Here is a 26,070-nt window from a genome sequence, read left to right as displayed (position 1 = left end):
TGAAACTGGTTGATGTCTGCTGTGATGCTTTTGTGTGTTGTTCGGCTGGCTGCTTATCAGTTGGCTGAATCATGCTGGTATCCTATCTGATGTCCTATGATTATGATGTCAAAAACGTGTCATTAATTATCGTCTTTTAATAATTTGGGTAAACAAATGGGGCAGAATGTGGGTCAATTCGACCATCATTCGTGCTGCCATGCACATGCTCTACGATTTGCCTTTCTCTTTCGGCAAATGGCTCAATAAAATGTGCCACCTTGCCCAACGGTTTCATGGCGACAAAACCTGCATCAATAAAATCATAAAATGGCTGTAACCCATTGGCATATGCTGTCCCTTTGGCCAAGGCAAATGCCTTTTGTAAAATAAACGAATTGATGTATTTGTCCGTACGATAACACACTTGTTTCATGTGAGTGATTTGCTCAAGTCGCTGTGTTTTGGCACCCACACGTTGATAGGCATTAAGCATGTTATCATAAGTAACAGGCAAGTCATTTTGGCTAAGCCACTGTGCTAATTGCAAATCCAGCTCAATCGCTTCAATGGCAGCAGCGATGGCCAATGTCCCAGTTTCCAATGCCCCAGATGGCACCAGTTTTTCAAACTTTTTGGCCTTAGGTAAAATGATGTCAAGTTGCTTTGCCATTAACGTAAACTGCTCACCGCCATAGAGTTGATTGACAAAATAATCTGCCATTTTTTGATTTTGGGGCAACTCAAATATGTCTTTATGACTGTCATAAACTCGCAGACGCTGAAAATTTTGCACATCGCTAAGTTTGGCTGCTAAACTGGCATCACGATGATAAGGCAGTTGCCAATATGTTTGTAAAATATGTTCAAGCTGTGCCAATGAATTAAACTGAGTGTCTGTGTCCATAAATACCATCAAAACATACCATCAAAAAAAATGAAATAAGAAAAATAAACGCCATCTTGGTCAATCAGTTACAACATCATTTGATTATACTATAATTAGAACTAAAAACTATAATTAGAACTAAAAACTATCATTAGGACTAAAACTCACCAAAATAAGCATATCATATAAGGTCATGTCATGAGTAAATCTGCTGACAAATCATCATTAACCGCACAAAACACCCTGTTTTGCCCTAACCCATTAAACCAGTTCCATTTAAGTGAAGATGAATTGAGATTGGCATTGGTTACCACACAATATGCGTTACGTGATGCGTTGCGTAAGACGCACAAAACATCAACAAAGAACAAAAAACCAGCCAAAAAACGACCGACAGGATTGCTGATTTTGGTCAATGGCATGGAAATGTCAGGCAAGGGCGAGTCAGTGTCTCAATTTCGTCAATGGGTTGACCCAAGATTGCTTAAAGTTGAAGCCACAGTTGGTAAAAACCATGATGCTGATGAACCCATTTGGCAACGGCACACAAAAAAACTACCAAGACATGGCGATGTGGGTGTGTATTTTGGTAATTGGTATGCTGATTTAATCACCACAGCCTTGACCAAAATACACAACAAAGAAAACTGGCAAGAATATCTGTCCAATCAACTCAACTCATTGGCAGATTTTGAAGCTGACTTGGTAAACAATGGCACGCACCTGCTTAAGTGTTGGTTTCATGTCGATGCCCAAATACTCAAAAAACGCCTGCACGATGACCTGGCTGACCCCATACAATTGTATCATATGGATTGGGCGGACACACAGGCAGTCGCTGAATTTAATGACATTGCCAATGACATGCTCAGCCAACAAACGGATTGGTTGGTCATTGATGGCACAAATGCCAAAAGCACGCCAACCATGTTTGCCCATCATGCCCTACATGCCATGCAAAACGCCGTGCATAACCGCTTTAATGGCTTTAATCGCAATGACGTTAATCACTTTGATGACCATCAGCGACGCACAAATACCTCCTTTGTTTGGGCAGATGTGCCTGACAGACTCACAACCATTGATGACCCAAACATGGGCAAGTCAGCTTATAAACAACAATTAGTCAGCAAACAGCAACAACTTGCCAAATTGTTGCGTCAACGTGGCAATCGACATGTGGTGTTTGCTTTTGAGGGCATGGATGCTGCGGGCAAAGGTGGATCAATCAAACGCTTAGTTGCCCCCCTTGACCCCCGTGAATATGTCATTCATAACATCAACGCCCCGATGCAATATGAGCTTGACCACCCTTATTTGTGGCGATTTTGGACACGCCTGCCATCATCACAACTTGAACACACCAACCGCATCGTCATTTTTGACCGTACTTGGTATGGTCGAGTACTGGTTGAACGAGTAGAAGGCTTTGCCAGTGAAGAAGAATGGCAACGAGCTTATGCTGAAATTAATCGCTTTGAAGCGGACTTAAGCCAGTCAGGAACAATTATCTTAAAATACTGGCTTGCCATTGACAAAAAAGAACAATTAAAACGATTCAAAGACCGTAAAAATACCCCACATAAACACCATAAAATCACCGAAGAAGACTGGCGTAATCGTGATAAATGGCAAGATTATGTGCAAGCAGCAGCAGACATGTTGGCACGCACCAACAGCAATCATGCACCTTGGCACTTGATTGCAACCAATGACAAACGCACTGCACGGTTAATGGTACTGGACGATGCCATTAACCGCTTATCAAAGGCATTGGATTAAAGATGTTGGAAAATGCCCTGCGGTTCACTCAACCCACAGGGCATTTTTTATTCATTTATCATAACCAATGTCAGCACAACACGATAAACATCTGTGATGATGAAACGTGGTTATTTTTAATGGTTATTTTTGGCATCACCACTTTGAACGTCATTATTTTGAACGTCATCATGTTTAACGTCATCATGTTTAACGTCATTATTTTGAACGTCATCATTTTGAACAGCATCATTTTGAGCATTCACATCTGTAACATCTGTGTGTTGAGACTGATTGCCCTGAGTTTGGCTGTTTTGGGCTTGGCTGTTTTGATTTTGAGCTTCTTGGCTGTTTTGAATGTGCTTAGCCAGTCTATAGCACTCATCAATGTGGTCAAAAGCAATTTTCTTAAAAATCATGTATCCCAAGCCAGCAGACACCAACTGACCACCAAGGGGAACAAATTTAGTGATTTGTTTGGCGGCAATGCGACCACCAAAACCTTGTATGGTTTTTTTTGCCATGCCACGAGTAGCAACCAGCCCTGCAAATGAAAGAGCACGGTCTTTTAAATTTTTAAAAAGTTGGTCTTCACTTTCATCAAGTTGGTTAACATCATCAATTAATTGAAACTTTTGGGTAATCTGTGGCAGTATCTTACTCAACAACCCTGCATCAACAGCGACATCTAAAAATGGCACAGGAACAACCGCAACCCCAGCAGAAACTTTGGCACGAGATTTAACCAATTCTTGGCATTCTTGTTTTACTTTGTCTAAATCCAACTTTGCATCTATTTGTTCAGGTAAAGTAGATGGAATGGCGGTGTTTTTCATAAAATCCATGGTGTCCTCTATGTTCTTTATCTAACTGATGAAAAATACTAACTAATAACACTGATTAATAACACTGATTAATAACACTGATGAAATGACATAAAATAATGCGTTTATCTATTATAACTTATTTGCCAAATTTCTCCATGGTGGCTTTGTAATATTTTTGCTAAAATACGTTTATGTTGAATTTAACCCCCAGATTTGTGGGCAATTTGCCCAACTCGCTTATCAACCTTACCTCGCTTTCCGACACCACAAAGGCATCGGTTACTTTAGCCAGAGTATTTGCTGGTCGTGGTGTGTATGAACCTGAGCAGTTACTGACCCATATCTCAAGACTGTTGCCTGCAGACAGTCTTATGGGTATTGATGATGCTGTGATGCTGATTGATAATGCCATTGATGCCAATGAGCGTATTTTAATCATCGGTGATTTTGATTGTGATGGGGCAACCAGCACTGCCTTGATGGTGCGTTGTCTAAAAGCCATGGGTGCTAAAGTTGCTTATCTGGTTCCTGACCGCTTTAAATACGGATATGGCTTAACGCCAGAAATCGTTAGGCTCGGTATGGATGACCACCAACCCGATATCATCATCACTGTTGATAATGGCATCTCCAGTCATGAAGGGGTTAACACCGCTAAAGCACATGGCATCAAGGTCATCATCACGGACCATCATTTAACCACCAAAGCCACACCCAATGCTGATGCGGTGGTTAATCCCAATCAGTTAGGGTGCTGTTTTGCCAGTAAGTCTTTAGTGGGTGTGGGGGTGGCATTTTATGTGTTGGGTAGGCTTGCCAAAAGACGGCGTGAAGAAGGTAAGTCGACTTATCAAGTCAGTCAGCATCTTGACCTTGTGGCATTAGGAACGGTGGCAGATGTTGGTGTTCTTGACCAAAATAATCGTATCTTGGTATACCATGGGTTAAACATGATAAGACAGGGTACTTGTTGTTTGGGTATTTTGGCATTACTCAAGCAAGCGGGTCGAGATGTTGATAAAGTGACTGCCCATGATTGTGGTTTTGTGTTAGGACCTCGCATCAACGCAGCAGGACGTATGGACAGCATGAGATTGGGCATTGAGTGTCTGCTCAGTGATGATTGGGAGCAAGCGGAGCAACTGGCATCACAACTTGATAAGCTAAACCGTGAGCGTCGCCAAGTTGAAAATAAAATGCGAGAGGAAGCGGACGCTATTTTAGCCAATTTGCCCATGCACAACAATGATAAACGCAGTGTGGTGCTGTATCAAGACGATTGGCATCAAGGGGTGATTGGCATTGTTGCAGGACGATTAAAAGAACAATATTATCTCCCCAGCATCGTTTTTGCGCCTGCCGATAGAAAAAAAACAGGAGATGATGATGCCATTAAAGGTTCTGCCAGAAGCATCATGGGGGTGCATATTCGTGATGCCATTGAGCAGGTGGCTGAGCATCACCCAACTCTCATCAGTCATTTTGGTGGGCATGCGATGGCAGCAGGGTTGACCTTAAAAAAACGTCAGCTACCTGCGTTTATTAAGGCATTTGAAGCGGTGATGGCAAAACAAGATAACCAGCTGTTTTGTGAGCAAAAATTTACCGATGGGCAACTACATGCACAAGATTTCAGCTTGGCATTTGCTGATGCTTTGCGTCATGAGCATATTTGGGGACATGGTTTTGTTGCCCCAAGTTTTGATGGGGTCTTTGGCGTGGAAGATGCTCATATTTTAAAAGACAAGCACCTAAAACTATCCTTAAGTTATCCCAATGTGCAGTATCCGATTGATGCGATTTGGTTTCACTATGATGCGGACAAATGGGACTATCGTGCCTGCCAAGTTCATGTGTTGTTTGGCTTAGATGTGAACGACTGGAACGGGAGACAAAGTTTACAACTGATGGTGCAAGATTTGGCGGTGATGGACATACAAGCAAAGGTGTGAGACATCTCAACCATAAACACAAATGCCCAGCAATACCCAACCAGCAACACTAAAAATACTTAAGGATTTTTATGAAAAAAATACCGACTTTCTTGGTCATCATCGCCGCCGCTTTAGCATTACAAGGCTGTGTGCATAAAGTTGTTACCACCCCTGTCAAAGTTGCTTACAAAACAACCAAAGGTGTGGTCAAAGGCACAGTGGCGGTGGCAAAAATGGCGATACCCGATAACGATAAAAAAGATGATAAAGAGTAAAACTGACAACATGCTTGACACAACATGCTTGATACACATTTATTTACGCAAACTCATTCACGTCAATTTGTTCACGTTAATTCATTCACACAAATCCTTTATTTTGTAAAAACTGGTATAGATTATCAGCAAACTTGGCATAACCTTGGGCATTGGCATGAATTTGATCAGATTTGAGTGATTTATCGGATAAAATTGCTGACCAACCGCCATCACCTTTGGCAAATAGGGGTACATCTTTTTCTTTGGCAATATTGGCATAAATGGGATTATCACTGGCACTGCCAAATAATGCAGATGTGCTCAAATACGGCTCGGCAATCAATACCAATGCAATGTTGGCGGATTTAATTTTATCAACAATGTTGCTGATGTTGGCGTGAGTGGTGGTGGGGGCAACTTTTTGTAGCACATCATTGCCACCAATGCCCAATAAAATCAAAGCAGGATTTTTTTCAATAATGCCATCTAGTCGATTAAGCACACCTTGCGATGTGTCGCCATTGATGCCTTCATTGATGATGTTCCACCCTGTTTTATCAGCCAAAATTGTTGGATAGGCGGTTTCGGGCGTTGCTCCATAGCCAAAGGTCAACGAATCACCGAGGGCAATGACTTTGCTCCCTTTGGCAATTCTGCTGTGGCTGGGTGAATGATTGCCACAGGCGGTTAGGGCGATGACACTGACAAAAATAACAAACTGACGGCGGTTTATCATCATACTCCCATCACTTTTCTATGTTGTGCATGTTAGGGTTGTGCATGTTGGGACCATGTGCGTCTTGTTCATGTTCTGTTGCCATTTGGACAATTGCCATTTGTGTAAGCATTCGTCCACGAGCAGTACGCACCACATAGCCTTGTTGGATAAGATATGGCTCTATCACATCTTCTAGTGTGCCTCTGTCTTCTGCCATGGCAGCTGCAATCGACTCCACACCAGCAGGCCCACCATCAAACCGTTCATGCAACATTTGCAAATATCTTCTGTCCAAATGGTCAAGTCCTCGTCTGTCTACCGCCAACATGTCCAAAGCACTGCCAGCAATATACTGGCTGACTCGTCCATCACCCTTAACTTCAGCATAATCACGCACCCTCCGTAACAGACGATTGGCAATTCTAGGTGTGCCACGAGAACGCCGTGCCACTTCCAACGCCCCTGCTTCATCTATCACAATGTTCATCAGCCGTGCCGAACGACTGACAATGGTGGTTAAGTCTGCAATGTTATAAAACTCCAACCGTTGCACGATGCCAAATCGGTCTCTTAATGGTGATGTCAACAGCCCTGCTCGAGTGGTCGCTGCCACCAAAGTAAAGGCTGGCAAATCCAACTTAATTGAGCGAGCAGCAGGTCCTTCACCAATCATGATATCCAGCTGAAAATCTTCCATCGCAGGGTATAATATCTCTTCAATCACAGGGCTTAAGCGATGAATTTCATCAATAAACAACACATCACCTGCTTCCAGATTGGTAAGCATGGCTGCCAAATCTCCTGCTCGCTCAAGCACAGGACCTGATGTTGAACGCAAATTCCCTCCCATCTCTTTAGCAATGATGTTAGCAAGTGTGGTTTTTCCCAGTCCTGGTGGGCCAAATATCAAGGTATGGTCAAGGGCTTCTTGTCGCCCCCTAGCAGCATTGATAAACACCTGCATCTGTTCTTGCACCACAGGTTGACCAATATAATCGCTCAGTCGTGATGGCCTAATGCTCACTTCAGTGTCTTCTTTTCGTGCTATTGGACTGATTAATCTGTCTGACATCATCATTTTTTAATGCTTATGTTGGGGATTATTTGCCAAACTGCTTTAAAGCAGCTCGCAACAATTCTCGACTGTTTATGGCAATCTTATCACTGTCAAGTTGCTGTTTGGCGATTTTAATGGCAGATTGAGCCTCATTTTCTCGATAACCCAAGCCTTTAAGGGCATCTTCAATCTCAGCAATGACTTTCATTTCATTCACATTGCCATCAACACTGGTAGGGCGATTCACATCACCATTTGTCGATAAAGATGGCAAAATGTCTGTTGTGGGCATGCCATCAATGACGTTTAGCTTATCTTGTAGCTCTATTAACAAACGCTGGGCCGTTTTTTTACCGATGCCAGGCACTTTGGTCAGACGTAAGTCATCTTGTGATTCAATGGTTTGCATCAGCTCTGCCACGGTCATGTTAGACAGCATTGCCAGTGCCATTTTACTGCCCACACCGCTGATTTTGATTAACTGACGAAAAACATCTCGACTTATCTTTTTATCAAAACCGTACAGTAAGTGAGCATCTTCTCGCACATGTAAATGGGTAAACAGGGTAACGGATTGGTGAAGTTTTAATAAATAAAAATCAGGTAATGTTAAGTCGATGTCATATCCGATGCCACTTTCGGTCATGACACAGACAGTTGGTTCAGCCAAACTCACCACCTGTCCTGAAATAATGCTAATCATGAATGTATAACGTCCTTGAGGTATTTATCCTTAGGCGATTAAAAACACGCCCTAGCTTAAGCAGATAAACAGCCATTTTACCGCAAAACACCGTTACTGCAAAATTGTAAAATACGCTGGAATCATAAAAACTGTCAAATCATAAAAAAAGACCTTGATTGATTGTTCAAGGTCTTTTTTAGACATCAATTATTTTTTAGACATCAAGATAGAATAGAAACCAAATGCACATTCTTAATCAATCCTAATTAAGATTGATTAATGGGCAGTGGTGTCCACTTGAATGTCAGTTTCGCTGGCGGCTTCAGCGTGAGCATTGGCTTCAGCTTCTTGAGCACTTTGAGCCACGCTATCAGCACCTTCTGCAACCGCTGTGGCAGCATCAGATGCCACACTAGCAGCACCAGAGGCAACTTCATTTGCTCCGTCAGCGATGGCCTCACCTGTATTAATGGCGGCACCTGTGGCAACCGCACCTGCTGTTTGAGCAGCGTCCACAACTTCTGTACCAGCTTCTTGAACAGCCATCTGTACATCTTGACCAGCTGATTCGGCGGCGGCTTCTGGCTGACCTGCATCAACATGTTCTTTGGTTTGTTGGCTACAAGCAGTCATCATAAACATACCAGCAACCAAACCTGCGATAACGAATTGACGATTTGACATAATAAACCTCGTGGTTATAAAAAAATCGGTTGATTTTAACCAATTTAAAACCCCAATGCAACTAAAATAAAAATGGCTGATGAGCGACTGGGACGTACTCTCAGTAACCCCTAATCCCTTGGTAACTTTCCAGCAACATAAGTAACAGGGTGGTTTTTTGTATTTTGTATCATTCGGTTAATACGGCAACGGCAGGTAAGGTTTTTCCTTCGACAAATTCTAAAAAAGCACCCCCTCCTGTGGATTGATAACTTACCCCATCAACCACCCCAAAGGCATCAATCGCCGCTAAGGTATCACCACCCCCTGCAATACTAAATGCGTTGCTGTCCTTGACCGCTTGAGCGATGATTTGTGTGCCTTGGGCAAAGGCTGGCACTTCAAACACACCAACAGGGCCATTCCATAACACAGTTTTGGCGTGTTTAATGGCATCTGCCATCATCTTGGCACTGTTTGGAGCGATGTCTAAAATCATCTCATCGTTGGCAATGTCAGTCACCACTTTTGTCTGACTGGGGGCTTGTTTTAGCGAGCCAATAAAATCGGCAAAATCTATGGCAGACCTAGGAGACACCACCACATGACTGGGCAACAAAACTTGCGTTTTACTCATGATGTGCTTGGCAGTGTCTAATAAATCTGCCTCATAAAGTGATTCACCCACATTATGCCCTTGTGCTGCCAAAAAAGTATTGGCAATACCACCGCCAACAATCAGCTGATCACAAATTTGTGCCAAGCTGTTAAGTACGTCAAGCTTGGTAGAGACTTTAGAACCACCAACAATTGCCAGCATGGGCTTGGCAGGGTTATCCAATGCTTTTGCCAAGGCATCTAACTCTTGAGCCAATAAAGGCCCTGCTGCGATGACTTTACCTGCTTGTTTGGCAGTCTTAAATACGCCATGTGTGGATGCTTGGGCTCGGTGAGCCGTACCAAAGGCATCCATGATAAACACATCTGCCATGTCCGCATATTTGGCTGATAAATTAGGGTCATTGCTCTTTTCACCCACATTAAACCGAACATTATCCAACAACACCACTTCACCGTAAGTCAGCTTAAGCGGTGTGTCAATGTCAGTATGCAACGCCACTTTTTGCCCCAATGCTTGGGTCAGATAATCAGCAACAGGCTTTAAAGAAAATTTATCTGTTAAAGTGCCTTCTGTGGGTCTGCCTAAATGCGATGCAATGATGACCCCTGCCCCTTTACCCAATGCTTGCTTGATGGTGGGCAGACTTGCTTGTAAACGGGCATCACTGGTGATTATGCCTCCTTTGATGGGGACATTTAAGTCTTGGCGGATAAACACCGTTTTGCCTTGCATGTCCAAATCTTGCATTCGGGTAAAAGTGTTCATGGTGTCCTTATGTCTCTTCAGTGTGATGGTTATGTCATGTGTAATATGGTGATGGTCATGTCATATGGCTGATATTTTATGTGATTGTCGTGCTGTTAATCAACCAATATGATTTTAAGGGGCATACACCACTTCAACGCCATCATCATCGTCGATATTTTTAACACCTTCACGAACAGCCTTTTGGGCAGCTCGGTAGGCTTGCTTTTGAGCTTCGATGTTGTGTCTAACTTGAGATTCTAAACGCTCAAAACGTTCTTGTTGCTCTTTGGCGAATATGGGGTCTTGGGCTTCTCGCTCTTGCTCTCGCTCAATCTCATTCATCAAATGATGCACCACCGCTTGTACGCCCTCCCCCGTCAAAGTCGATGTGCGAAACACCATGCCTGTCCAACCCAATTCTGCCACGATGTGCGTACACACTTCATTTCGCTCATCTTCAGCAATTTGGTCGATTTTATTTAACACCAATATCTGCGGTAGCTTGGCAAGCTCTGGTGAAAATTTTTCTAACTCATCAATAATCATTTGAGCGTTTTGTACAGGGTCGCTTTGGTCGATTGGCATGACATCAACAATGTGCAATAACCGTCTGGTACGAGCCACATGCTTTAAAAAACGAATGCCAAGCCCTGCCCCTTCTGATGCCCCTGCAATCAGCCCTGGAATGTCTGCCATCACAAAAGAACGGTGCAATCCCACATCAACCACCCCAAGGTTGGGCGTTAAAGTGGTAAACGGATAATTGGCAACTTTGGGCTTGGCAGCGGAGACTTGACGGATAAAGGTGGATTTGCCTGCATTAGGCAAACCAATTAGACCCACATCGGCCACCACTTTTAACTCAAGTTGTAACACTTTTAGCTCACCTTCTGTGCCGTGAGTGGCTTTGCGTGGGGCTTGGTTGGTTGAGCTTTTAAAATGGGTATTGCCCAAACCACCTTCACCGCCTTTAGCAACCAACAGTGTTTGCCCTTTTTTGGTTAAGTCGCCAATGACTTCATCAATATCCAAATCAATCACTGTCGTACCAACAGGCACAGGTAAATAAATGTCATCTGCCCCTTTGCCAGAGCAGTTTTTACTACTGCCATTCTCGCCACGTTTGGCATCAAAACGGCGAGTATAGCGGTAATCCACCAAGGTATTGGTATTATCGTCAGCAATGACATACACATCACCACCGTCACCGCCATCACCACCATCAGGTCCCCCTTTGGGGACGTATTTTTCTCGGCGAAAGCTAACAATGCCATTGCCACCATCGCCTGCTTTGACGGTGATTTTTGCTTCATCAATAAACTTCATGGGTCATTTGCCTTTTAAAATCTGCTATGAGCTTTTGAATTTGTGAGCTTTTGAATTCAACATCACTGCAATTGCCATATCAGTTAGCTTGGTATCAGTTAGGTAACTGAGTATGATTTATTCCCACCATGGCATTTGCCACTCTAAGCACCTGTGTGCCATAGCCCATTTCATTGTCATACCAAACATACACGGTGGCATGGTTGTCTGTTACAATGGTCGCTTGTAAGTCAATGATGCCCACTTTTTGTGTGCCAACAAAGTCTGTGGATACCGCTTCGGGTGAATCACTATAAGCAATCTGTTCTTGCCACAGGTTAGATGTGGCGATTTGTTTTAGGTATTGGTTTAACTCTTCGGTATTGTTGGGGGCATTTTTTAAATTTAGGTTTAAGATGGCAATACTGACATTGGGGGTAGGCACACGAATGGCATTACCAGTCAATTTGCCGTTTAGCTCTGGCAGTGCTTTGCCAACTGCTTTGGCTGCTCCCGTACTGGTGATGACCATGTTTAACGGCGCAGAACGTCCACGGCGGTCTTTTTTATGGTAATTGTCAATCAAGTTTTGGTCATTGGTAAAGGCATGAATGGTTTCCACATGCCCTGTTTCTACGCCATATCTGTCATTGAGTACTTTTAAGGTTGGGGTAATGGCATTGGTGGTACAGCTGGCAGCACTGACAATATTCGCATCACCAATGTCGTGGGTATTGACGTTATACACGATATTTTTGATATCACCTTTGGCTGGGGCAGTCAGCAATACTTTGCTTGCTCCTTTGGCTTTTAAATGCTCAGACAAACCAGCCCTATCTGTCCATATACCTGTGTTATCAATGATTAACGCATCATCAATCCCATAAGCGGTATAATCAATCTCACTTGGGTTTTTGGCATAAATGACCTGCACAAAACGACCATTAATGATAATGCCATTATGAACATCGTCCACTTTGACATCACCCACAAAACTGCCATGCACCGAATCACGTTGTAATAACGATGCTCGTTTGGCAAGATCACCTGATGGTGCAGGACGAACCACAATGGCTTTTAACTGTAACCCTGTGGTGGACACCGCTTGACTCATCAGCAGACGAGTCAAAATACGACCAATGCGACCAAAACCATACAACACCACATCAGTGGCTTGGTTTGTACCTGATTGAGCATTGGCAATGACGGTATGAACATCACCATGAACAATTAATTGCCCAACATCTGCACGAACAGCCGTGAGTTGGGCTTGTTTTAATTGATGAATGACATCTAGAGTATCAGATAACTCAATGACTTTGGTTTGTGCATGATGGGTTGCCTCTTTGTGTAGGGCAACCAGCTGCTGAACACTCTTGCCTGCCAATGCTTCACCAAACAAGGTCAGTTGCACGTCATGGTCATTTAATTCTTGCAAACCCAGCAGAATTTCTAACGCTTGCGTTTCAGCGGTTTTTTGTTCGGCTAAATGATGATGATAATGTGCTTGTAATGCTTGGGTGTTACTCATGATGATTCCTTATTATCTGTGCATTATTTGATGATTTGATGTGTGCTTTGGTACATGTTTTGATGATTTAAGGGAATGTGTGTTAATTTGTTTGTGTTAATGTGTATTAAGGTTATGTGTCAAATTTTAATGGAAAACTCAAATTTTAATGGAAACTATTGTAGATGAAATGGCGATGTTTTACCAGTTTGTTCATTTATTAACAGGCAGATAAAATCCATCATTCAATCGGCTTAAGTGGCAACACCACATCGTTATTTTGTCCCCGATGTCGCAAATAGTGGTCAAGCAATGTCATTGCCAGCATCGCCTCGGCTATCGGTGTGGCTCGCACCCCCACACAAGGATCATGGCGACCTTTGGTTAACATATCAATTGGATTGCCATTAATATCAATGCTTTTGCCTGCGGTGGTGATGCTTGATGTGGGCTTTAAAGCAATTTGCACTTTAATGGTTTGACCGCTTGATATGCCACCCAAAATCCCCCCTGCGTGATTGGTATTAAAGCCATCAGGCGTTAATTCATCTCGACCATCATGCCCAAATTGCCCAGCCACTGCCATGCCATCGCCAATTTCCACGCCTTTGACCGCATTGATGCCCATCATTGCATGAGCAATGTCAGCATCTAAACGGTCAAACACTGGTTCACCCAACCCCACAGGCACACCTGTGGCTAAAATGGTGAGTTTCGCCCCACAGCTTGTGCCATTTTTTCGGCATTGGGTAATTAAACGCTCAAATTTTGGCAAGGCATCTTTATCAGCACAAAAAAATGGATTGCCATTCACAAATTGCCAATCAATGTCTTGTTCTGCCATGTCGTTTGCCATGATGTTGCCAATTTGGCTAACAAATCCTCGAATTTCCATGCCCAACCGTTCACGCAAAAATTTTTTAGCAATCGCACCCGCCGCCACTCGCATGGCAGTTTCACGAGCGGAAGAACGCCCACCACCACGATAATCTCGAAATCCATATTTCATGGTATAGGTATAGTCAGCATGACCCGGACGAAAGGTGTCTTTAATATCGCTGTAATCTTTGGATTTTTGATTGGTGTTACGAATAAGTAAGCCTATCGGTGTGCCTGTGGTTTTGCCATCAAACACACCAGAGATGATTTCAACAACATCATCTTCCTTACGTTGGGTGGCAAATTGACTTGTTCCGGGCTTTCTGCGGTCAAGGTCGATTTGTAAATCTGCTTCGGTCAGTGGCAGATTGGGCGGCACGCCATCAACGATGGCCATTAAACCTGCCCCGTGTGATTCACCACAAGTAGTTACGCTAAAAAGTTTTCCGATTGTGTTGCCTGACATTGTTTATCCTGTTTGTCATCTGTAATCATTGGTTCATGCTTTCTAAAAAAATCTTTCCTCTATTGTTCGATTATGTTGCCACAAGAATTATTCTTAACAATTAAGCATTTAAAAACTCATAAGTATTTAAAAACTTATATTTTTTAAGTAAAGCACTTAATATATTTCACATTCCAAATGATATTCTTTTATAGATTTTGATTGCACAATCACTTCTCTAAAGTTTAAATTTTCAACAGGGTTGTCAATGGTTAAAAATCTTGGAACTTCATTTAGATTTAAAACCAAAGTTAAAATATAGTCATTTTGATATTCTTGGGCTTTTAAATACTCATTTTCTGTTAAACGAATTTTACCTTTATTTTGGCGAATGCCTTTAACTTCGATTAAAAACTCTTTCAAACCAACTGAAATTTGAAAATCGTAACCATCACCAAATAATCTTGCATCTTACAAAACACCATTATTAAAAACTTCTAATGAATTAAAATTATTTATGAAATACAATTCAGCTTCAAGCCCTGTTTCCTTCATTTTTTTAAATTTGGTTTTGGCAATTGGTTCTATATTAACTTTTTCAATCATATAATCAGAAATACCATATTCATCACTTAACATCAATTTAATGATATTAGCATAATTCACAACAGTTTCTCACCTTTCACATACTCCGCAAAATGCTCCCGATTTTCTATCAACTCATCATAATCCATCGCAAAAATCCCATGCCCACCATGTGCAAAGCTAAGCCAATCAAACTGAATGTTAGGATAAGCTTGACGCAACGCCCACGCACTGTCACCCACTTCACACACCAACAACCCATCATTGCTCAGATAATCTGAAGCATGGTACAAAATCTGATGCACCAAATCCAAGCCATCTTGCCCTGCTGCCAACGCATGGTCAGGCTCATGTAAAAACTCAGGGGGCAAATCTGCCATGGTTGCCGCATCGACATAGGGTGGATTGGTCACAATCAAATCGTATTGATTATTAGCAGGTAATTTATCAAACAGATTTGATTCAATCAGATTTACCTGATGTTCAATGCCATGATGCTCCACATTCACCGCCGCCACTTCTAGGGCATCTTTATCAATATCAGACGCATCAACAGACGCATCAACAAATCGACTGGCCAAAGCGATGGCAATGCACCCTGACCCTGTGCAAAGGTCTAAAATGCGATCTGGCTGTGGCAAATGTTTTCTTGCCAGCCCATGTTCATGCCAATGAGTGGCCTTATCGGAGGTTTGTGTCCCAACAGTCTTGGCAAATTCATTGGTTTCAAAATAAGGATAAAACTGCTGACGAATCAGCTCTGCAATGGGAGACCTTGGGATAAGCACTCGTTCATCAACATAAAACGGCAAATCACAAAAGTAAGATAAATTAATCAAATAGCTTAAAGGCTTGCGTTCAATGATACGCTGTTCAAGTAAGGTCAAAATGGCGTGCTTTTCCACATCAATCAAACGACAATCTAATATCGACTCATCAGAAAAACAATCCAATGACAACGCATACATCACCAACGTGTTGGCTTCAACAAAGGGGTCTGTTGTTCCTTGTGCCACCACCACATCATGCTCTTTCAAAGACGTCACCACAAAACGAATAAAATCACGAATGCTGACCAGTTGCTGAGATGCTTGAGCCAAGCTGTTTGCTAAATGACTGCCCATCAAGCCAAAGTCAGCTTGTTCATCACACACATCATTGACATGATTAAAGTTGTTTGGTGAGTTGTTTGATAGATTGTTAAGTGAATGGGTATCTGAATGCGTGTTCATCGTCATACTGTCCTTTAACGAAAACCTTTAATGAAAATATGATGGCAACTGAAACATGATGTGAGTGAAAAAAGCTTTTTTAACCTTTTTATCTTTTTAACCTTTTTATTAAGTTAAAGAAATGTATTAACTTCATAAATATTGTGTTGGTTAGATTCGATATTATGTCATCTTAGAGGGCAAATTGCTATAATAGAACGTTTGATGACATTCGTGTCCGTTTTCATAAGGAAAACTCATGCTTGCTATGAACTCAATCATCGACCAAACCACAATATCCCCATCAAACCAGCAACACAAACAGCAACAAAGATGGGTTAAGCCCATTGTTCGCTCCATGATGCTGGCCAGCATCATCACCAGCGTCATGGCAACCAGCTCACTGGCAATGGCGATAACCGATGAAAGCCAATTTCAGCACCTTCCCAACACAATGATGTCCCTACAAAATGATGAAATCTTAATCATCAATCACGATGACATTGATGACGGCATTGAAACCAACACCAGTCTTGCCAAACAACTGGCAGATGATAATGACATCGACGCAGGAGAAGCCATCGTTAACGACGACAGTCTCGGTAACATCGACACTCAATTGATTGATAGCATCACGCAAAGCACTCAGCCTGCCACACCTTATAACCAGAACATAACTTTAAGTCAATATGCCAAAGAGGTCAATCGTATCCATTGGTATGAAGGCATGAAACAAAACAACGCCATGACCGCCAAACTGCAAGCCCTGCTTGATTGGAACCACGCATCACCAGGTCCAATTGATGGCGGTTGGGGCATGAACAGCATTAAGGCACTCAAAAACTTTCAAGCCATGAAAGGGCTGAAACAAACTGGTAAAATGGACACTGCCACTTGGCAAGCCTTAAACAAAAACATCTCTGCCAGTGAACCTGTGCTAAAAGCTTATACCATCACCAAGGAAGACGTAAAAACCAACTTTGCAACCACACCATCAGGTAGCCAAGCCAAATCAAAAATGAAAGGTTTATATTATCAAGACATTTATGAAATGCTGGCAGAACGTTTTCACATGGACGTACGGTATCTTAAAAAACTCAACACCAACAAAAAATTTGTAGAAGGGGACATCATCACCGTCTATAACCCTGGCAAAACGCTCAACCGAACCATCACTCGTGTGGTCGCCAATAAAGCGGACAAAACCTTATATGCTTATCATGGAGACACCTTAGTCGCCACCTACCCAACCACCGTTGGCAGTACTGCCACACCATCACCACATGGCACATTTAAAATCGTTAATAAAGTAAAAATGCCTTGGTACAAATCCACAGTGGGCGAAGGAGAAGACAAACAAGTATACATGTTGCCCCCCGGCCCCAATAGCCCAGTTGGGGTGGTATGGATGGGGCTAAATAAGCCATCTTACGGCATTCATGGTTCACCCATTCCAGAGGGCATCAGCCGTCAAGCATCACATGGCTGTATCCGCCTTACCAATTGGGACGTGTTAGAAGTGTTTGCCAACATTCAAAATGGGGCAAAAGTTGAGCTAAAATAATTGAACAAAAATGATGAAAGCTTTTTTTTCATAAAAACTTATCTTGAATGCTTGAATACCTACTAATCACTTGACCTATTTTACCCAAAAAACCGACAAAGCAAAAAGCCGACAAACATAATCAATGTCGGCTTTTTTGCTTTTTTGTCTCAATTCACGGCATCATCATTGGCTGCCTTGTTGTCTTATGATGGCGAAACAGGCTATGACAACTCATTACGGCCAATTTGGTTTACTTTTTTGGTTAAGACATACGCCACTGGTGCAGACACCACCGCTCCGACAATCACCGCTGTCCAAATGTGTGGGATTTCATCATAGCCCACCACCAATGCAATGATCATCAAGACACCGATAATAACGGTTGTTGTCATGGAATATAGCATACTTAACAGCGCCCAGTTCATGCAATTCTCCTTAAATAATGAGATAAGCGGATAACAAATCAGACAATGAATGAATAAATTTGATTGTTTGTATTGAACCTTTATCTTTAACCATAGTTATACACTTTTTATCTCAATATGTATGTTAAAAGTGTGTCTATATCGAACAAATTTTTCCCTATTACTATCAAGGATTTTAGTGTATGATGTTGGTGTCATTATCAATATAAAATCCAAGGCACCTAAAATAATGTACCCCAAATGATGTCTTAAATATGGTTGTCAATATTTTTGTAACTGATGTTATCCTTGCTTTAATCATTACCCCATTATCCAGTATAATTCCAGCATGACAATCCCAGCATGCTTTTGTTACTCTAAACTTTTGTTACTCTAATTTTTGTATCGCAATTTTTTATATACCAACTTTTGACATATCAACAAGGACTTACCATGAGTGATGATAACACCTTAACCACTGATAACGCCAATATCAACCAAGATGGCGAACCAGTAGCCAAACAACAAGTGTCTAACGAATCTGCTTTAGACATGATGAAAGGCTTGCATGAGCATGAACAACACGAAGATTTGGACCAAGAAAGCTCATTGCTTGATTAATTTGGTTAGATGACCAAGTTGTTAAATTGCCAAGTTAATGATGCCAAAGTTCGTTATGACTGCCAATACTGCCAATCACAGAAGCGATCGCAATTTTGATGGTGTGGCAAGCCACTTTGCCAATAAGGTTTATGGCAGTCTAAAGGGTGATATTCGCCTGGCAGGGTTACAAGCGGATATTTTTCCTTGGGTAAACCAACAAAGTGAGCGACTTGGGCGACCGTTACGCATCTTAGATGTGGGGGCAGGATTGGCACAGCTCAGTCAACAACTGGCAATGATGGGGCATGATGTGGTTGTCAATGATGTGTCTGCTGACATGCTACAACTTGCTCAACAATCTTGGCAACAGCTTAATCAAAGCCAGTTTCATAAAAGTCATCAAACAAAATTAGAGCAAACAAAATTAGAGCAAACAAAGACTGACAATTCTCATTGTGTGAATGGTAACATCATTTGGTTACATTGCCCTTATCAAGAATTGACCACTCAACTATGTGTCATGTTTGATTTAGAGCAATCTGAGGGCTATTTTGATTTGATTTTAAATCATGCGGTGCTTGAGTGGCTGGCAGAGCCTGCTGATTTTATTGCTTTTGCCAAAGTATGGCTACACGATGATGCCATGTTGTCATTGTGTTTTTATAATCCAGCCAGCTTTGTGTATCGCAACTTGGTGATGGGTAATTTTAAACTGCTTAATCGAGATGATTATCAAGCTGATACGGACAAAAGTCTGACTCCCAATTACCCTGTTGAGATAACTCAAGTGCGTCAATGGCTGACGATGGCAGGATTGATAGAATCATCAGTACGTGGGCTTAGGGTGTTTTATGATTATACCACCCATAAGCGTGGTGGGCTTGCCAATGACCAAGCGGTGATTGAGATGGAGTGCCATTATGGCATGATTGAGCCTTATAAATGGTTGGGAAGATATTTACACATCATGGCAACACCACAACACAAATGACAACCAGTAATCAACAACCAGTAATCAACAACAAGCATCAACAACATCAATGGATTAATGGATAAAACTGCCTAAGATGCCATTCACCACCGCTTCGGTACGCAAAATTCGCTGACCATGACGCATGGCAACAAAGCCGTATCGGACAAATAACGCAACTTCAAAATCTGTCCACCCCCCTTCTGCCCCAATGGCAAGCACATACGGTTTGAGGGCATTGTCATGAGTGTGCAAAGAAACCAACAAATTGACCAATTCGTTATCCGCATAAGGGTGAGCAATCATCGCTGTTGGATAAAAGCGTCGTGTTACCAATGATGACATCTGTGTCGGTAAAGCTTTGCCAAGTTGACTGGACTTAAATAAGCACTGATGACCACTTTGTCCATTGAACTGAGCAATCATGCCACTTAAGTCATCTTCAACAAAAGGACGCAAACGTTTTTTAAAATAGACATTAGGAGCAATGGTATCCACCGCTTGTTGTAAGCCTTCTTGTATGAATTCTGGCACACGCTTAAGCAAGGGCGATTGCCAATAGCTTTTTTGGCTGCGATGGCTGTTAACCAAGATGATATCATTCACCCCTAAAGCCGTCATGTCAATGATAAGCCGTCTTAACACTTTTGGTCTGGGAAGTGCCAATATGACGCTCACGCCAAGCTTGGGCGGTGGTGGTTGGGTGAGTGTTACTTTGTCTAGCGTTATGGTGGTGTCGGTCATGTGAGCGATGCGAGCCACGCCCAAATTTCCCCCCAATTGACCAATTTTAATTGGGTCATTGATGCCACGTTTTAACACATTTTTGATATGAGCAAGTTGGTTGAGCTCAGTGATGCTGGCAGTATGATGCGACTTACCGTCTGCTGATGTATGGACAGCAAAATCTGCCTTAGGTAATAAAATGACATTCATGATTGACTTGACCTCACTTCACCTCACCAATGGCAGTTAATAACCAATGGCAGTTAATAACCAATGGCAGTTAAAATTGGTTGCATCTGCTGTTGTTGTGCGTGTTGATGACTTTGTACCAATGCTTGACCACTCATACCTGCTTGAAGTGCTTGTTTTGGCTCTGTTAGCCAAATATGCAATTGTTGAGTAACTTGCTCAATCGCTTGCTCTTGAGTTTTATCTATTGCTAACTGCCACAATGCACCCACTTGTCTGAGTTCATCGACAATGCTTTGACAAGACTGGGTATATGCACCCATAATGACAGGCACACCAAGCTGTACTGCTTCGATGGGGTTGTGTCCACCAATATTGACAAAAGACCCTCCCACCACCGCCACATCTGCTAAGGCATAAAAACCCATCAATTCACCCATGCTGTCTGCCAAATAAACTTGGATATCCGTGGCAATCACTTGTTTAGGGTTGTTACTGCGTCGCTGCCAAGTAAAACCAGAAACATTCAGCAAACTTGCCACATCGTTAAAACGTTCAGGGTGTCTTGGCACAAGGATAAGCAGGGCATCAGCAAAATCGCTTAATAAACGTTGATGAACCGCTAAAAATAATGCTTCTTCGCCCGCATGGCTGCTACCCAACACATAGATGGGACGGCTCACATTCTCGCCTGCCTGTTTTGTCTGCTGAGTTTGTAATAAAAAACCAAAGTCCACATGTTCATCACGGTGATTGTCTTGTATTTGCCATTTTAACGATGGGGCAAGCATGGTCTGTGTTGCTCCTAGTTGCCTAAAACGCTGTGCCGATAAGACATCTTGCACGATGATGCCAGTCAGGTTGTGCATCATGCTTTGGCTTAATTTGGCAAAAGTTTGATAACGTTTGGCAGATTTGGCAGACAGTCGAGCATTGACCAAAAAAGTGGGAATGCAACAACGTTTTAACTCATATAACGTATTTGCCCACAATTCAGTTTCAACAAATAAGGTTGCCACAGGTAACACTTGCTTTAAAAATGCCTGTATGACTTTTGGCTCATCAATAGGCACAAACCCATGACGAACACGTCCATTGGCAATCTCTTTGGCAAACAATGACCGTCCACGAGCATGCCCTGTGTGTGTGGTGTTGGTCAGATAAATGTCAAACCCTAATGCCAAAAAAGCACGCAGCATGGGGGCAATGGTATTCATCTCACCAAGCGATACCGCATGTATCCAAATGCAACCAAAGTCTGTATTGACACCAGCAAGCTTGTTGCTTGTGTCATTTGCCATTAACTTATCTGATGTTAATTCGTCTGTCATTAACTTATCTGACGTTAACAGTGATGTTGGGGCTTGCTGTTTTGTGTGATAACGCTGACCAAAGCGGTCAGCAATCTCTTGCTCATAGTAAGGATTGGCACAACGCTGATGGCGATACCATAACCACCAGCGATAAAATGGCTGAGCAATGCGTATCAGCAATCGATAATACAAGGGTGGTTTTTTGGCAAACGTCGATTGCTGGGTGATGGTCGTTTTATTTATCATCTTAAGGGTGTCTTTATCATCTTAAGGGCATCAATCTTCGAATATGAGACCTAAGAAAGGGCATGATACCTTAGGTTATTAAACAATCATCACAATCAAAATTGCCACCACCGCCACAGCTGCCATCAGCTTGATTAACCGATCATCACTTTTTATCTCTTCTTGACGTTCAGCAATCATCATCTGAGCCAAATCCATTTGTTTTATCAGATTTTTGGCTTCTTCATGCCCTTTGTCTGCTGCTAAATTTAGCCAATGCCGCCCCATATTGACATCAACATTCACCCCCAATCCCTGATAATACAGCTTGCTCATCATTCGCATGGCTCTGGGGTCTTGGGCATTGGCGGCGGTTTGTATCAGCATCAAACCTTGTTGTTGGTTGTCATCAAACCATTTACCTTGCATCAGATACACTGCCAAATGCAACATGGCATCACTATTACCTTGCTCTGCCAGTTTTTTTAATGCTGATTTTGCTTGATTTAGGGCATCTTGTTGTTTTTGGGTCAGTTTGCTAAGCACGGCCTGCTTAGCATCATCAAGCGTGGGATACGCTTTATCTAACCGCACAAAAAACTGACTGACCTTTTGATACGCCAAATTGCCAACATTTTGTTGTACAGACATGGTCATGATGTCTTGCATCAATTCAGCAAAAATACCATGACTGGCAACGATGGATTTAACCGATGCCATACCAACTTTGGCTGTTGGTATGGATTGCGACACCGAATGCTTCACTGAACCTTGGGCTGAACTTTGAGCCAAATTTTGGGTTAAAGTTTGTGATAAAACTTGCACACTGTCTTGAAATGTGGCAGGCGTTTGTGAGTTGGTTAGTGGTTGCTGAGCATTTGCCTGATTTGTCATGGTTGATGCTGTCTGCGGTGGGCTTTTTTGTGGTAAGTGTTGTTGTGGTAAGTGTTGTTGTGGTAAGTGTTGTTGTGGTAAGTGTTGTTGTGGTAAGCGTTGTTGTATCGCTTGATACAGCCCACTAGGCACACGCATGTCTGTTTGTATTGAGCGTACCACATTATCAAAACTGCCAAATAAGCGATTGATGATCGGCTCAAGAACAAAAAACATCTCAGGTTGCTTGATGGTTGCTACCGTAATTTTTGCCAGCCTGGCATCTGTGTCATCAGCATATTGCACCGCCAACGCATGCACCCAATCTTGAGCCATCGCTTTTTGAGCATTGTTTAATTGCCCCACTTGAGTCATCAGCTGATGCTGACCGTACCATGTGGGTGGGTGTTGCCATTGTGCTGCCAACACTTGACCTGCATAATGACCAATAATCAATAACAGACTGACAAAACGTTCATCTGCCAATAATCTTCGTTGCATGTCAGCGGTGTTCACGCTTTTTTGAGCTTGGGTGAATGTTTTTATCAGCTCTTGGCGAAGATGTGTGAGCATCGCATCAATGCGTTGCAAACTCAGCAAACTGCCATCTAGCTGGCATTGGCGTAACACGCTTTCATACGCCACTGTACCTGACGGCAAGGCATGGTTATGATAATCTGCCCAAAGATGGTTGGCATGTAAGTTTAAATGGTTGTGGTCAATCGCCATGGTCTGTCATCGCTATTTTATCAAAGTTGTTTTATTGAAGTGATGTTAACAAAGTTATTTGAGCAAGTTATTTGAGCCAAGTTATTTAAGAAAGGTTATTTTAGCAAAGTTAAATGGGTTAAGCTTAATACAATCAGCACCAACCACGCAATCACCATACCTGCCTTGACAATTCATCATAATAACATCAGTATGATAAAATCAGTCAAACATGGCATACCTTTTTTGATACAGATTGGTTATACTATCTTTTTTATGACCAACAAACTTTCTTTATGACCAACAAACCTTTAAACCTTTGTGCTTGGCAAACCTTGGTAACTAAAAAATGTATCATTGGCAAAATTGATGCTTGGCAAAATCAAAAGACATTAAACTCAGCCATGAGCAGCAAAGCCACTGACCAAACTAGGTTTTCAATGCACAGTGTCTTATTCACCAATAACCTTTAGGATATTCTGTTGTCCACTTTAGACTCACCCCACACATTTCGTTATTTTCATCAACTGCCACTGAATCCAGCGGTAAAAAAGGCAGTCAAAGCGTTAGGATTTAGCGAACTGACCCCCATTCAAGCCCAAATTTTACCACACACGTTGGCTGGGCAAGATGCCATCGGTCAAGCCCAGACAGGCACAGGAAAAACCGCCACATTTTTGCTGACCATAATTGAAGCCTTACTTAAACGCCCCTTTAGCAACCACGAAACTCGCTATGTGGGTGAGCCAAGGGCAGTTATCTTAGCACCCACCAGAGAGCTGGCACAACAAATCCATGATGACTGTCTTGAATTGACACGCTTTTGTGATTTACATAGCGTGTGCATCATGGGCGGCAAAGATTATGACGCTCAAATCCAAGCCATTGACCAAGAATATTTAGACATTTTAATCGCCACGCCCGGACGGCTGATTGACCTACTGCATAAGCATCATCTGTTTTTGGACAGGGTGGAAGTGCTGGTGTTAGACGAAGCTGACCGCATGCTAGACATGGGATTTATCCCAGACATCAAACGCTTGGTGCGAAAAATGCCTACCAATACTGAACGGCAAAGTCTGCTGTTTTCTGCCACCTTTAACCAAGACGTGATGAACCTTGCGTATCGCTGGTTATATCAGCCTGTGTTTATTGAGATTGAGCCAGAACACAAAACCAGCGAACTGGTTGAACAAAAATTTTATCTGCTAAGCGATGAGCAAAAACTCACCGCCATTGAACACATATTGCAAGATGATGCCGTTAATAAGGTCATCATCTTTGCCAATCGCAAAACACAAGTCAAATGGCTCTATGATAAACTCAAACCCAACCACCAAGTTGTGATGCTCTCAGGTGATGTGGAACAAGCCAAACGAGAACACCATTTATCTCGCTTTAAAGAAACAAAGACCAAAATCTTAGTCGCTACCGATGTGGCAGGGCGGGGCATTCATGTTGATGATGTCAGCCACGTCATCAACTACAGCCTGCCTGAGCAACCTGATGATTATGTGCATCGCATTGGTCGGACAGGACGTGCTGGACAAACAGGCATCAGCATCAGCCTTATCAGTGAAGATGATGCCTTTAACTTACCTGCCTTAGAAAGCCATCTACAAACCACATTACCATTGGAGCAATGGCGATAGGTTAATGACCATGATGTGAATGGTCTTGATGAGTGGGCGATTGAGTGTCTTGATGCAAATGTATGTGGTGATGAGCATGACCGTGTGAACCATGTCCATGATGACCACCGTGGTGCATTGCCATTGGCACAACAATCACCGCCAGCCCTGATAACACCATCACCGCCCCATTCAGTTGACGCAAACGCAACCTACCAATTTGCTGATGCAACCAGCCTACGGTCTCTTGTGTGGCAACCAACATCGGTACTGTCCCCAGACCAAAAGTGAACATCAATACCGCCCCTGTTGCCACATCATGACCAACCACCGCCATTAACAACGCCCCATAAACCAAACCACACGGCAAATAACCCCACAATAACCCAGCCATCAATGCTCTAGGAAACGTGGTCAGTGGAAATATTTTTTGACGCAGTGGGGCAAGCCATTGCCAAAATTTCATGCCCACCTTTTCTAATTTATTAAGAAGTGGCACACCCAACATGGCAACACCAATCAGCACCAACACCAACCCTAATAAAATGCGTGGCAAATGACTGCCTGTCATTAATGGTTCTAGCACTGTCGTCCCTATCAGCCCTGCAATGATGCCAAGCACAGCATAACTGAGCAAACGACCAAAATGATACAACGCTATCAAAGCTCGTTTTTTGCCTGCACTCACCCCTTGCATGGACAGCCCAAAGGCAGTAACAAGCCCCCCACACATGCCCAAGCAATGCGGCGAGCCCAAAAAACCCATCATAAATGCAGCCACAATCAACGCCAATGACATCACCCACCT

Annotated in this window: 24 protein-coding genes and 1 pseudogene; 7 read left to right on the top strand and 18 right to left on the bottom strand. The window is 42.7% G+C overall.

Annotation, left to right across the window (positions count from 1 at the left end; all coding sequences use genetic code 11):
* Window positions 1-136: 136 nt before the first annotated feature.
* Window positions 137-886: an FFLEELY motif protein gene (locus WDM69_RS03935; RefSeq protein ID WP_078306510.1), complete on the bottom strand. Its 750-nt coding sequence runs from the start codon at window positions 884-886 to the stop codon at window positions 137-139.
* A 180-nt stretch (window positions 887-1,066) separates the two neighbouring features.
* Between WDM69_RS03935 and WDM69_RS03930 the strand changes: the two genes are divergently transcribed.
* Window positions 1,067-2,650: an ATPase gene (locus WDM69_RS03930; protein ID WP_078306509.1), complete on the top strand. Its 1,584-nt coding sequence runs from the start codon at window positions 1,067-1,069 to the stop codon at window positions 2,648-2,650.
* Between the two features lie 305 nt (window positions 2,651-2,955).
* On the opposite strand, the pseudogene WDM69_RS03925 reads toward WDM69_RS03930, so the two are convergent.
* Window positions 2,956-3,465 (bottom strand): annotated as a pseudogene (locus WDM69_RS03925) (hypothetical protein); the annotation flags it as partial.
* A gap of 182 nt (window positions 3,466-3,647) precedes the next feature.
* Here WDM69_RS03925 and recJ point away from each other — a divergent pair.
* Both recJ and WDM69_RS03915 read left to right on the top strand, forming a co-directional pair.
* Complete coding sequence (recJ, locus tag WDM69_RS03920) at window positions 3,648-5,408, top strand: single-stranded-DNA-specific exonuclease RecJ (RefSeq protein ID WP_078306508.1); 1,761 nt, start codon at window positions 3,648-3,650, stop codon at window positions 5,406-5,408.
* A 71-nt stretch (window positions 5,409-5,479) separates the two neighbouring features.
* Window positions 5,480-5,665, top strand: coding sequence for an NF038104 family lipoprotein (locus WDM69_RS03915; RefSeq protein WP_078306507.1), 186 nt, complete (start codon window positions 5,480-5,482; stop codon window positions 5,663-5,665).
* 85 nt (window positions 5,666-5,750) lie between these two features.
* On the opposite strand, the gene WDM69_RS03910 is transcribed toward WDM69_RS03915, so the two are convergent.
* From WDM69_RS03910 to prmB, 11 genes are all read right to left on the bottom strand, one after another.
* Window positions 5,751-6,386 (bottom strand): GDSL-type esterase/lipase family protein, encoded by a 636-nt coding sequence (locus WDM69_RS03910; RefSeq protein WP_078306506.1) that lies wholly within the window; start codon window positions 6,384-6,386, stop codon window positions 5,751-5,753.
* A gap of 7 nt (window positions 6,387-6,393) precedes the next feature.
* Entirely contained in the window at window positions 6,394-7,437 is a 1,044-nt protein-coding gene (gene ruvB / locus WDM69_RS03905) for a Holliday junction branch migration DNA helicase RuvB (RefSeq protein WP_338755871.1), read from the bottom strand.
* Window positions 7,438-7,465: 28 nt separating this feature from the next.
* The gene (gene ruvA, locus WDM69_RS03900; protein ID WP_078306505.1) at window positions 7,466-8,125 is read right to left on the bottom strand and encodes a Holliday junction branch migration protein RuvA; all 660 of its coding nucleotides are present in this window, start codon (window positions 8,123-8,125) and stop codon (window positions 7,466-7,468) included.
* 258 nt (window positions 8,126-8,383) lie between these two features.
* Window positions 8,384-8,791 (bottom strand): hypothetical protein, encoded by a 408-nt coding sequence (locus tag WDM69_RS03895; RefSeq protein WP_338755737.1) that lies wholly within the window; start codon window positions 8,789-8,791, stop codon window positions 8,384-8,386.
* Window positions 8,792-8,960: 169 nt separating this feature from the next.
* Window positions 8,961-10,157, bottom strand: a complete 1,197-nt coding sequence (locus WDM69_RS03890) for a phosphoglycerate kinase (RefSeq protein WP_338755736.1) — start codon at window positions 10,155-10,157, stop codon at window positions 8,961-8,963.
* A 114-nt stretch (window positions 10,158-10,271) separates the two neighbouring features.
* A complete protein-coding gene (obgE, locus tag WDM69_RS03885; protein WP_338755735.1) occupies window positions 10,272-11,465 on the bottom strand; it encodes a GTPase ObgE in 1,194 nt (397 codons plus the stop codon).
* A gap of 94 nt (window positions 11,466-11,559) precedes the next feature.
* Entirely contained in the window at window positions 11,560-12,975 is a 1,416-nt protein-coding gene (locus tag WDM69_RS03880) for a glyceraldehyde-3-phosphate dehydrogenase (RefSeq protein ID WP_338755734.1), read from the bottom strand.
* Between the two features lie 220 nt (window positions 12,976-13,195).
* Window positions 13,196-14,299 (bottom strand): chorismate synthase, encoded by a 1,104-nt coding sequence (aroC, locus tag WDM69_RS03875; protein WP_338755733.1) that lies wholly within the window; start codon window positions 14,297-14,299, stop codon window positions 13,196-13,198.
* 156 nt (window positions 14,300-14,455) lie between these two features.
* On the bottom strand, window positions 14,456-14,701 hold the full coding sequence (locus WDM69_RS03870) for a DUF3883 domain-containing protein (protein WP_338755732.1): 246 nt from the start codon (window positions 14,699-14,701) through the stop codon (window positions 14,456-14,458).
* A 48-nt stretch (window positions 14,702-14,749) separates the two neighbouring features.
* Window positions 14,750-14,944: a hypothetical protein gene (locus WDM69_RS03865; protein WP_338755731.1), complete on the bottom strand. Its 195-nt coding sequence runs from the start codon at window positions 14,942-14,944 to the stop codon at window positions 14,750-14,752.
* Window positions 14,941-15,987, bottom strand: coding sequence for a 50S ribosomal protein L3 N(5)-glutamine methyltransferase (gene prmB / locus WDM69_RS03860; RefSeq protein WP_338755870.1), 1,047 nt, complete (start codon window positions 15,985-15,987; stop codon window positions 14,941-14,943). Before prmB ends, WDM69_RS03865 begins: the two co-directional genes overlap by 4 nt.
* Window positions 15,988-16,333: 346 nt before the next feature.
* Here prmB and WDM69_RS03855 point away from each other — a divergent pair, with 346 nt between their 5' ends.
* Window positions 16,334-17,638 (top strand): L,D-transpeptidase family protein, encoded by a 1,305-nt coding sequence (locus WDM69_RS03855; protein WP_338755730.1) that lies wholly within the window; start codon window positions 16,334-16,336, stop codon window positions 17,636-17,638.
* A 203-nt stretch (window positions 17,639-17,841) separates the two neighbouring features.
* On the opposite strand, the gene WDM69_RS03850 is transcribed toward WDM69_RS03855, so the two are convergent.
* Window positions 17,842-18,045 carry a hypothetical protein gene (locus tag WDM69_RS03850; RefSeq protein WP_078306499.1) on the bottom strand — a complete coding sequence of 68 codons (204 nt, stop codon included), beginning with the start codon at window positions 18,043-18,045 and terminating at the stop codon, window positions 17,842-17,844.
* 432 nt (window positions 18,046-18,477) lie between these two features.
* Here WDM69_RS03850 and WDM69_RS03845 point away from each other — a divergent pair, with 432 nt between their 5' ends.
* The gene (locus WDM69_RS03845) at window positions 18,478-18,645 is read left to right on the top strand and encodes a hypothetical protein (protein WP_338755729.1); all 168 of its coding nucleotides are present in this window, start codon (window positions 18,478-18,480) and stop codon (window positions 18,643-18,645) included.
* Window positions 18,646-18,700: 55 nt separating this feature from the next.
* Window positions 18,701-19,618 carry a methyltransferase domain-containing protein gene (locus WDM69_RS03840; protein ID WP_338755728.1) on the top strand — a complete coding sequence of 306 codons (918 nt, stop codon included), beginning with the start codon at window positions 18,701-18,703 and terminating at the stop codon, window positions 19,616-19,618.
* Between the two features lie 54 nt (window positions 19,619-19,672).
* Here WDM69_RS03840 and WDM69_RS03835 read toward each other — a convergent pair whose 3' ends face one another.
* The 3 genes from WDM69_RS03835 to WDM69_RS03825 all read right to left on the bottom strand — a co-directional run bounded on the left by WDM69_RS03835 (window position 19,673) and on the right by WDM69_RS03825 (window position 23,652).
* Entirely contained in the window at window positions 19,673-20,533 is an 861-nt protein-coding gene (locus WDM69_RS03835) for an RsmE family RNA methyltransferase (RefSeq protein ID WP_338755727.1), read from the bottom strand.
* Window positions 20,534-20,586: 53 nt separating this feature from the next.
* On the bottom strand, window positions 20,587-22,071 hold the full coding sequence (locus WDM69_RS03830) for a 3-deoxy-D-manno-octulosonic acid transferase (protein ID WP_338755726.1): 1,485 nt from the start codon (window positions 22,069-22,071) through the stop codon (window positions 20,587-20,589).
* A 78-nt stretch (window positions 22,072-22,149) separates the two neighbouring features.
* Window positions 22,150-23,652: a hypothetical protein gene (locus tag WDM69_RS03825; protein WP_338755725.1), complete on the bottom strand. Its 1,503-nt coding sequence runs from the start codon at window positions 23,650-23,652 to the stop codon at window positions 22,150-22,152.
* A gap of 461 nt (window positions 23,653-24,113) precedes the next feature.
* Between WDM69_RS03825 and WDM69_RS03820 the strand changes: the two genes are divergently transcribed.
* A complete protein-coding gene (locus WDM69_RS03820) occupies window positions 24,114-25,283 on the top strand; it encodes a DEAD/DEAH box helicase (protein ID WP_338755724.1) in 1,170 nt (389 codons plus the stop codon).
* A gap of 1 nt (window position 25,284) precedes the next feature.
* Here WDM69_RS03820 and WDM69_RS03815 read toward each other — a convergent pair whose 3' ends face one another.
* Window positions 25,285-26,061: a sulfite exporter TauE/SafE family protein gene (locus WDM69_RS03815; RefSeq protein WP_338755723.1), complete on the bottom strand. Its 777-nt coding sequence runs from the start codon at window positions 26,059-26,061 to the stop codon at window positions 25,285-25,287.
* Window positions 26,062-26,070: the final 9 nt, after the last annotated feature.

Origin of the sequence: Lwoffella lincolnii, assembly GCF_037201985.1 — a bacterium.
Taxonomy (GTDB): domain Bacteria; phylum Pseudomonadota; class Gammaproteobacteria; order Pseudomonadales; family Moraxellaceae; genus Psychrobacter; species Psychrobacter lincolnii.
Note: the sequence above shows the minus strand (reverse complement) of the source record. Positions and strands in the feature narration are given on the sequence as shown.

What these genes read in the sequence shown, in the direction of transcription:
- WDM69_RS03935 (WP_078306510.1), bottom strand. Translation starts at nt 886, where the DNA reads ATGGACACAGACACTCAGTTTAATTCATTGGCACAGCTTGAACATATT.
- WDM69_RS03930 (WP_078306509.1), top strand. Translation starts at nt 1,067, where the DNA reads ATGAGTAAATCTGCTGACAAATCATCATTAACCGCACAAAACACCCTG.
- recJ (WP_078306508.1), top strand. Translation starts at nt 3,648, where the DNA reads ATGTTGAATTTAACCCCCAGATTTGTGGGCAATTTGCCCAACTCGCTT.
- WDM69_RS03915 (WP_078306507.1), top strand. Translation starts at nt 5,480, where the DNA reads ATGAAAAAAATACCGACTTTCTTGGTCATCATCGCCGCCGCTTTAGCA.
- WDM69_RS03910 (WP_078306506.1), bottom strand. Translation starts at nt 6,386, where the DNA reads ATGATGATAAACCGCCGTCAGTTTGTTATTTTTGTCAGTGTCATCGCC.
- ruvB (WP_338755871.1), bottom strand. Translation starts at nt 7,437, where the DNA reads ATGTCAGACAGATTAATCAGTCCAATAGCACGAAAAGAAGACACTGAA.
- ruvA (WP_078306505.1), bottom strand. Translation starts at nt 8,125, where the DNA reads ATGATTAGCATTATTTCAGGACAGGTGGTGAGTTTGGCTGAACCAACT.
- WDM69_RS03895 (WP_338755737.1), bottom strand. Translation starts at nt 8,791, where the DNA reads ATGTCAAATCGTCAATTCGTTATCGCAGGTTTGGTTGCTGGTATGTTT.
- WDM69_RS03890 (WP_338755736.1), bottom strand. Translation starts at nt 10,157, where the DNA reads ATGAACACTTTTACCCGAATGCAAGATTTGGACATGCAAGGCAAAACG.
- obgE (WP_338755735.1), bottom strand. Translation starts at nt 11,465, where the DNA reads ATGAAGTTTATTGATGAAGCAAAAATCACCGTCAAAGCAGGCGATGGT.
- WDM69_RS03880 (WP_338755734.1), bottom strand. Translation starts at nt 12,975, where the DNA reads ATGAGTAACACCCAAGCATTACAAGCACATTATCATCATCATTTAGCC.
- aroC (WP_338755733.1), bottom strand. Translation starts at nt 14,299, where the DNA reads ATGTCAGGCAACACAATCGGAAAACTTTTTAGCGTAACTACTTGTGGT.
- prmB (WP_338755870.1), bottom strand. Translation starts at nt 15,987, where the DNA reads ATGGGCAGTCATTTAGCAAACAGCTTGGCTCAAGCATCTCAGCAACTG.
- WDM69_RS03855 (WP_338755730.1), top strand. Translation starts at nt 16,334, where the DNA reads ATGCTTGCTATGAACTCAATCATCGACCAAACCACAATATCCCCATCA.
- WDM69_RS03850 (WP_078306499.1), bottom strand. Translation starts at nt 18,045, where the DNA reads ATGAACTGGGCGCTGTTAAGTATGCTATATTCCATGACAACAACCGTT.
- WDM69_RS03845 (WP_338755729.1), top strand. Translation starts at nt 18,478, where the DNA reads ATGAGTGATGATAACACCTTAACCACTGATAACGCCAATATCAACCAA.
- WDM69_RS03840 (WP_338755728.1), top strand. Translation starts at nt 18,701, where the DNA reads ATGACTGCCAATACTGCCAATCACAGAAGCGATCGCAATTTTGATGGT.
- WDM69_RS03835 (WP_338755727.1), bottom strand. Translation starts at nt 20,533, where the DNA reads ATGAATGTCATTTTATTACCTAAGGCAGATTTTGCTGTCCATACATCA.
- WDM69_RS03830 (WP_338755726.1), bottom strand. Translation starts at nt 22,071, where the DNA reads ATGATAAATAAAACGACCATCACCCAGCAATCGACGTTTGCCAAAAAA.
- WDM69_RS03825 (WP_338755725.1), bottom strand. Translation starts at nt 23,652, where the DNA reads ATGGCGATTGACCACAACCATTTAAACTTACATGCCAACCATCTTTGG.
- WDM69_RS03815 (WP_338755723.1), bottom strand. Translation starts at nt 26,061, where the DNA reads ATGTCATTGGCGTTGATTGTGGCTGCATTTATGATGGGTTTTTTGGGC.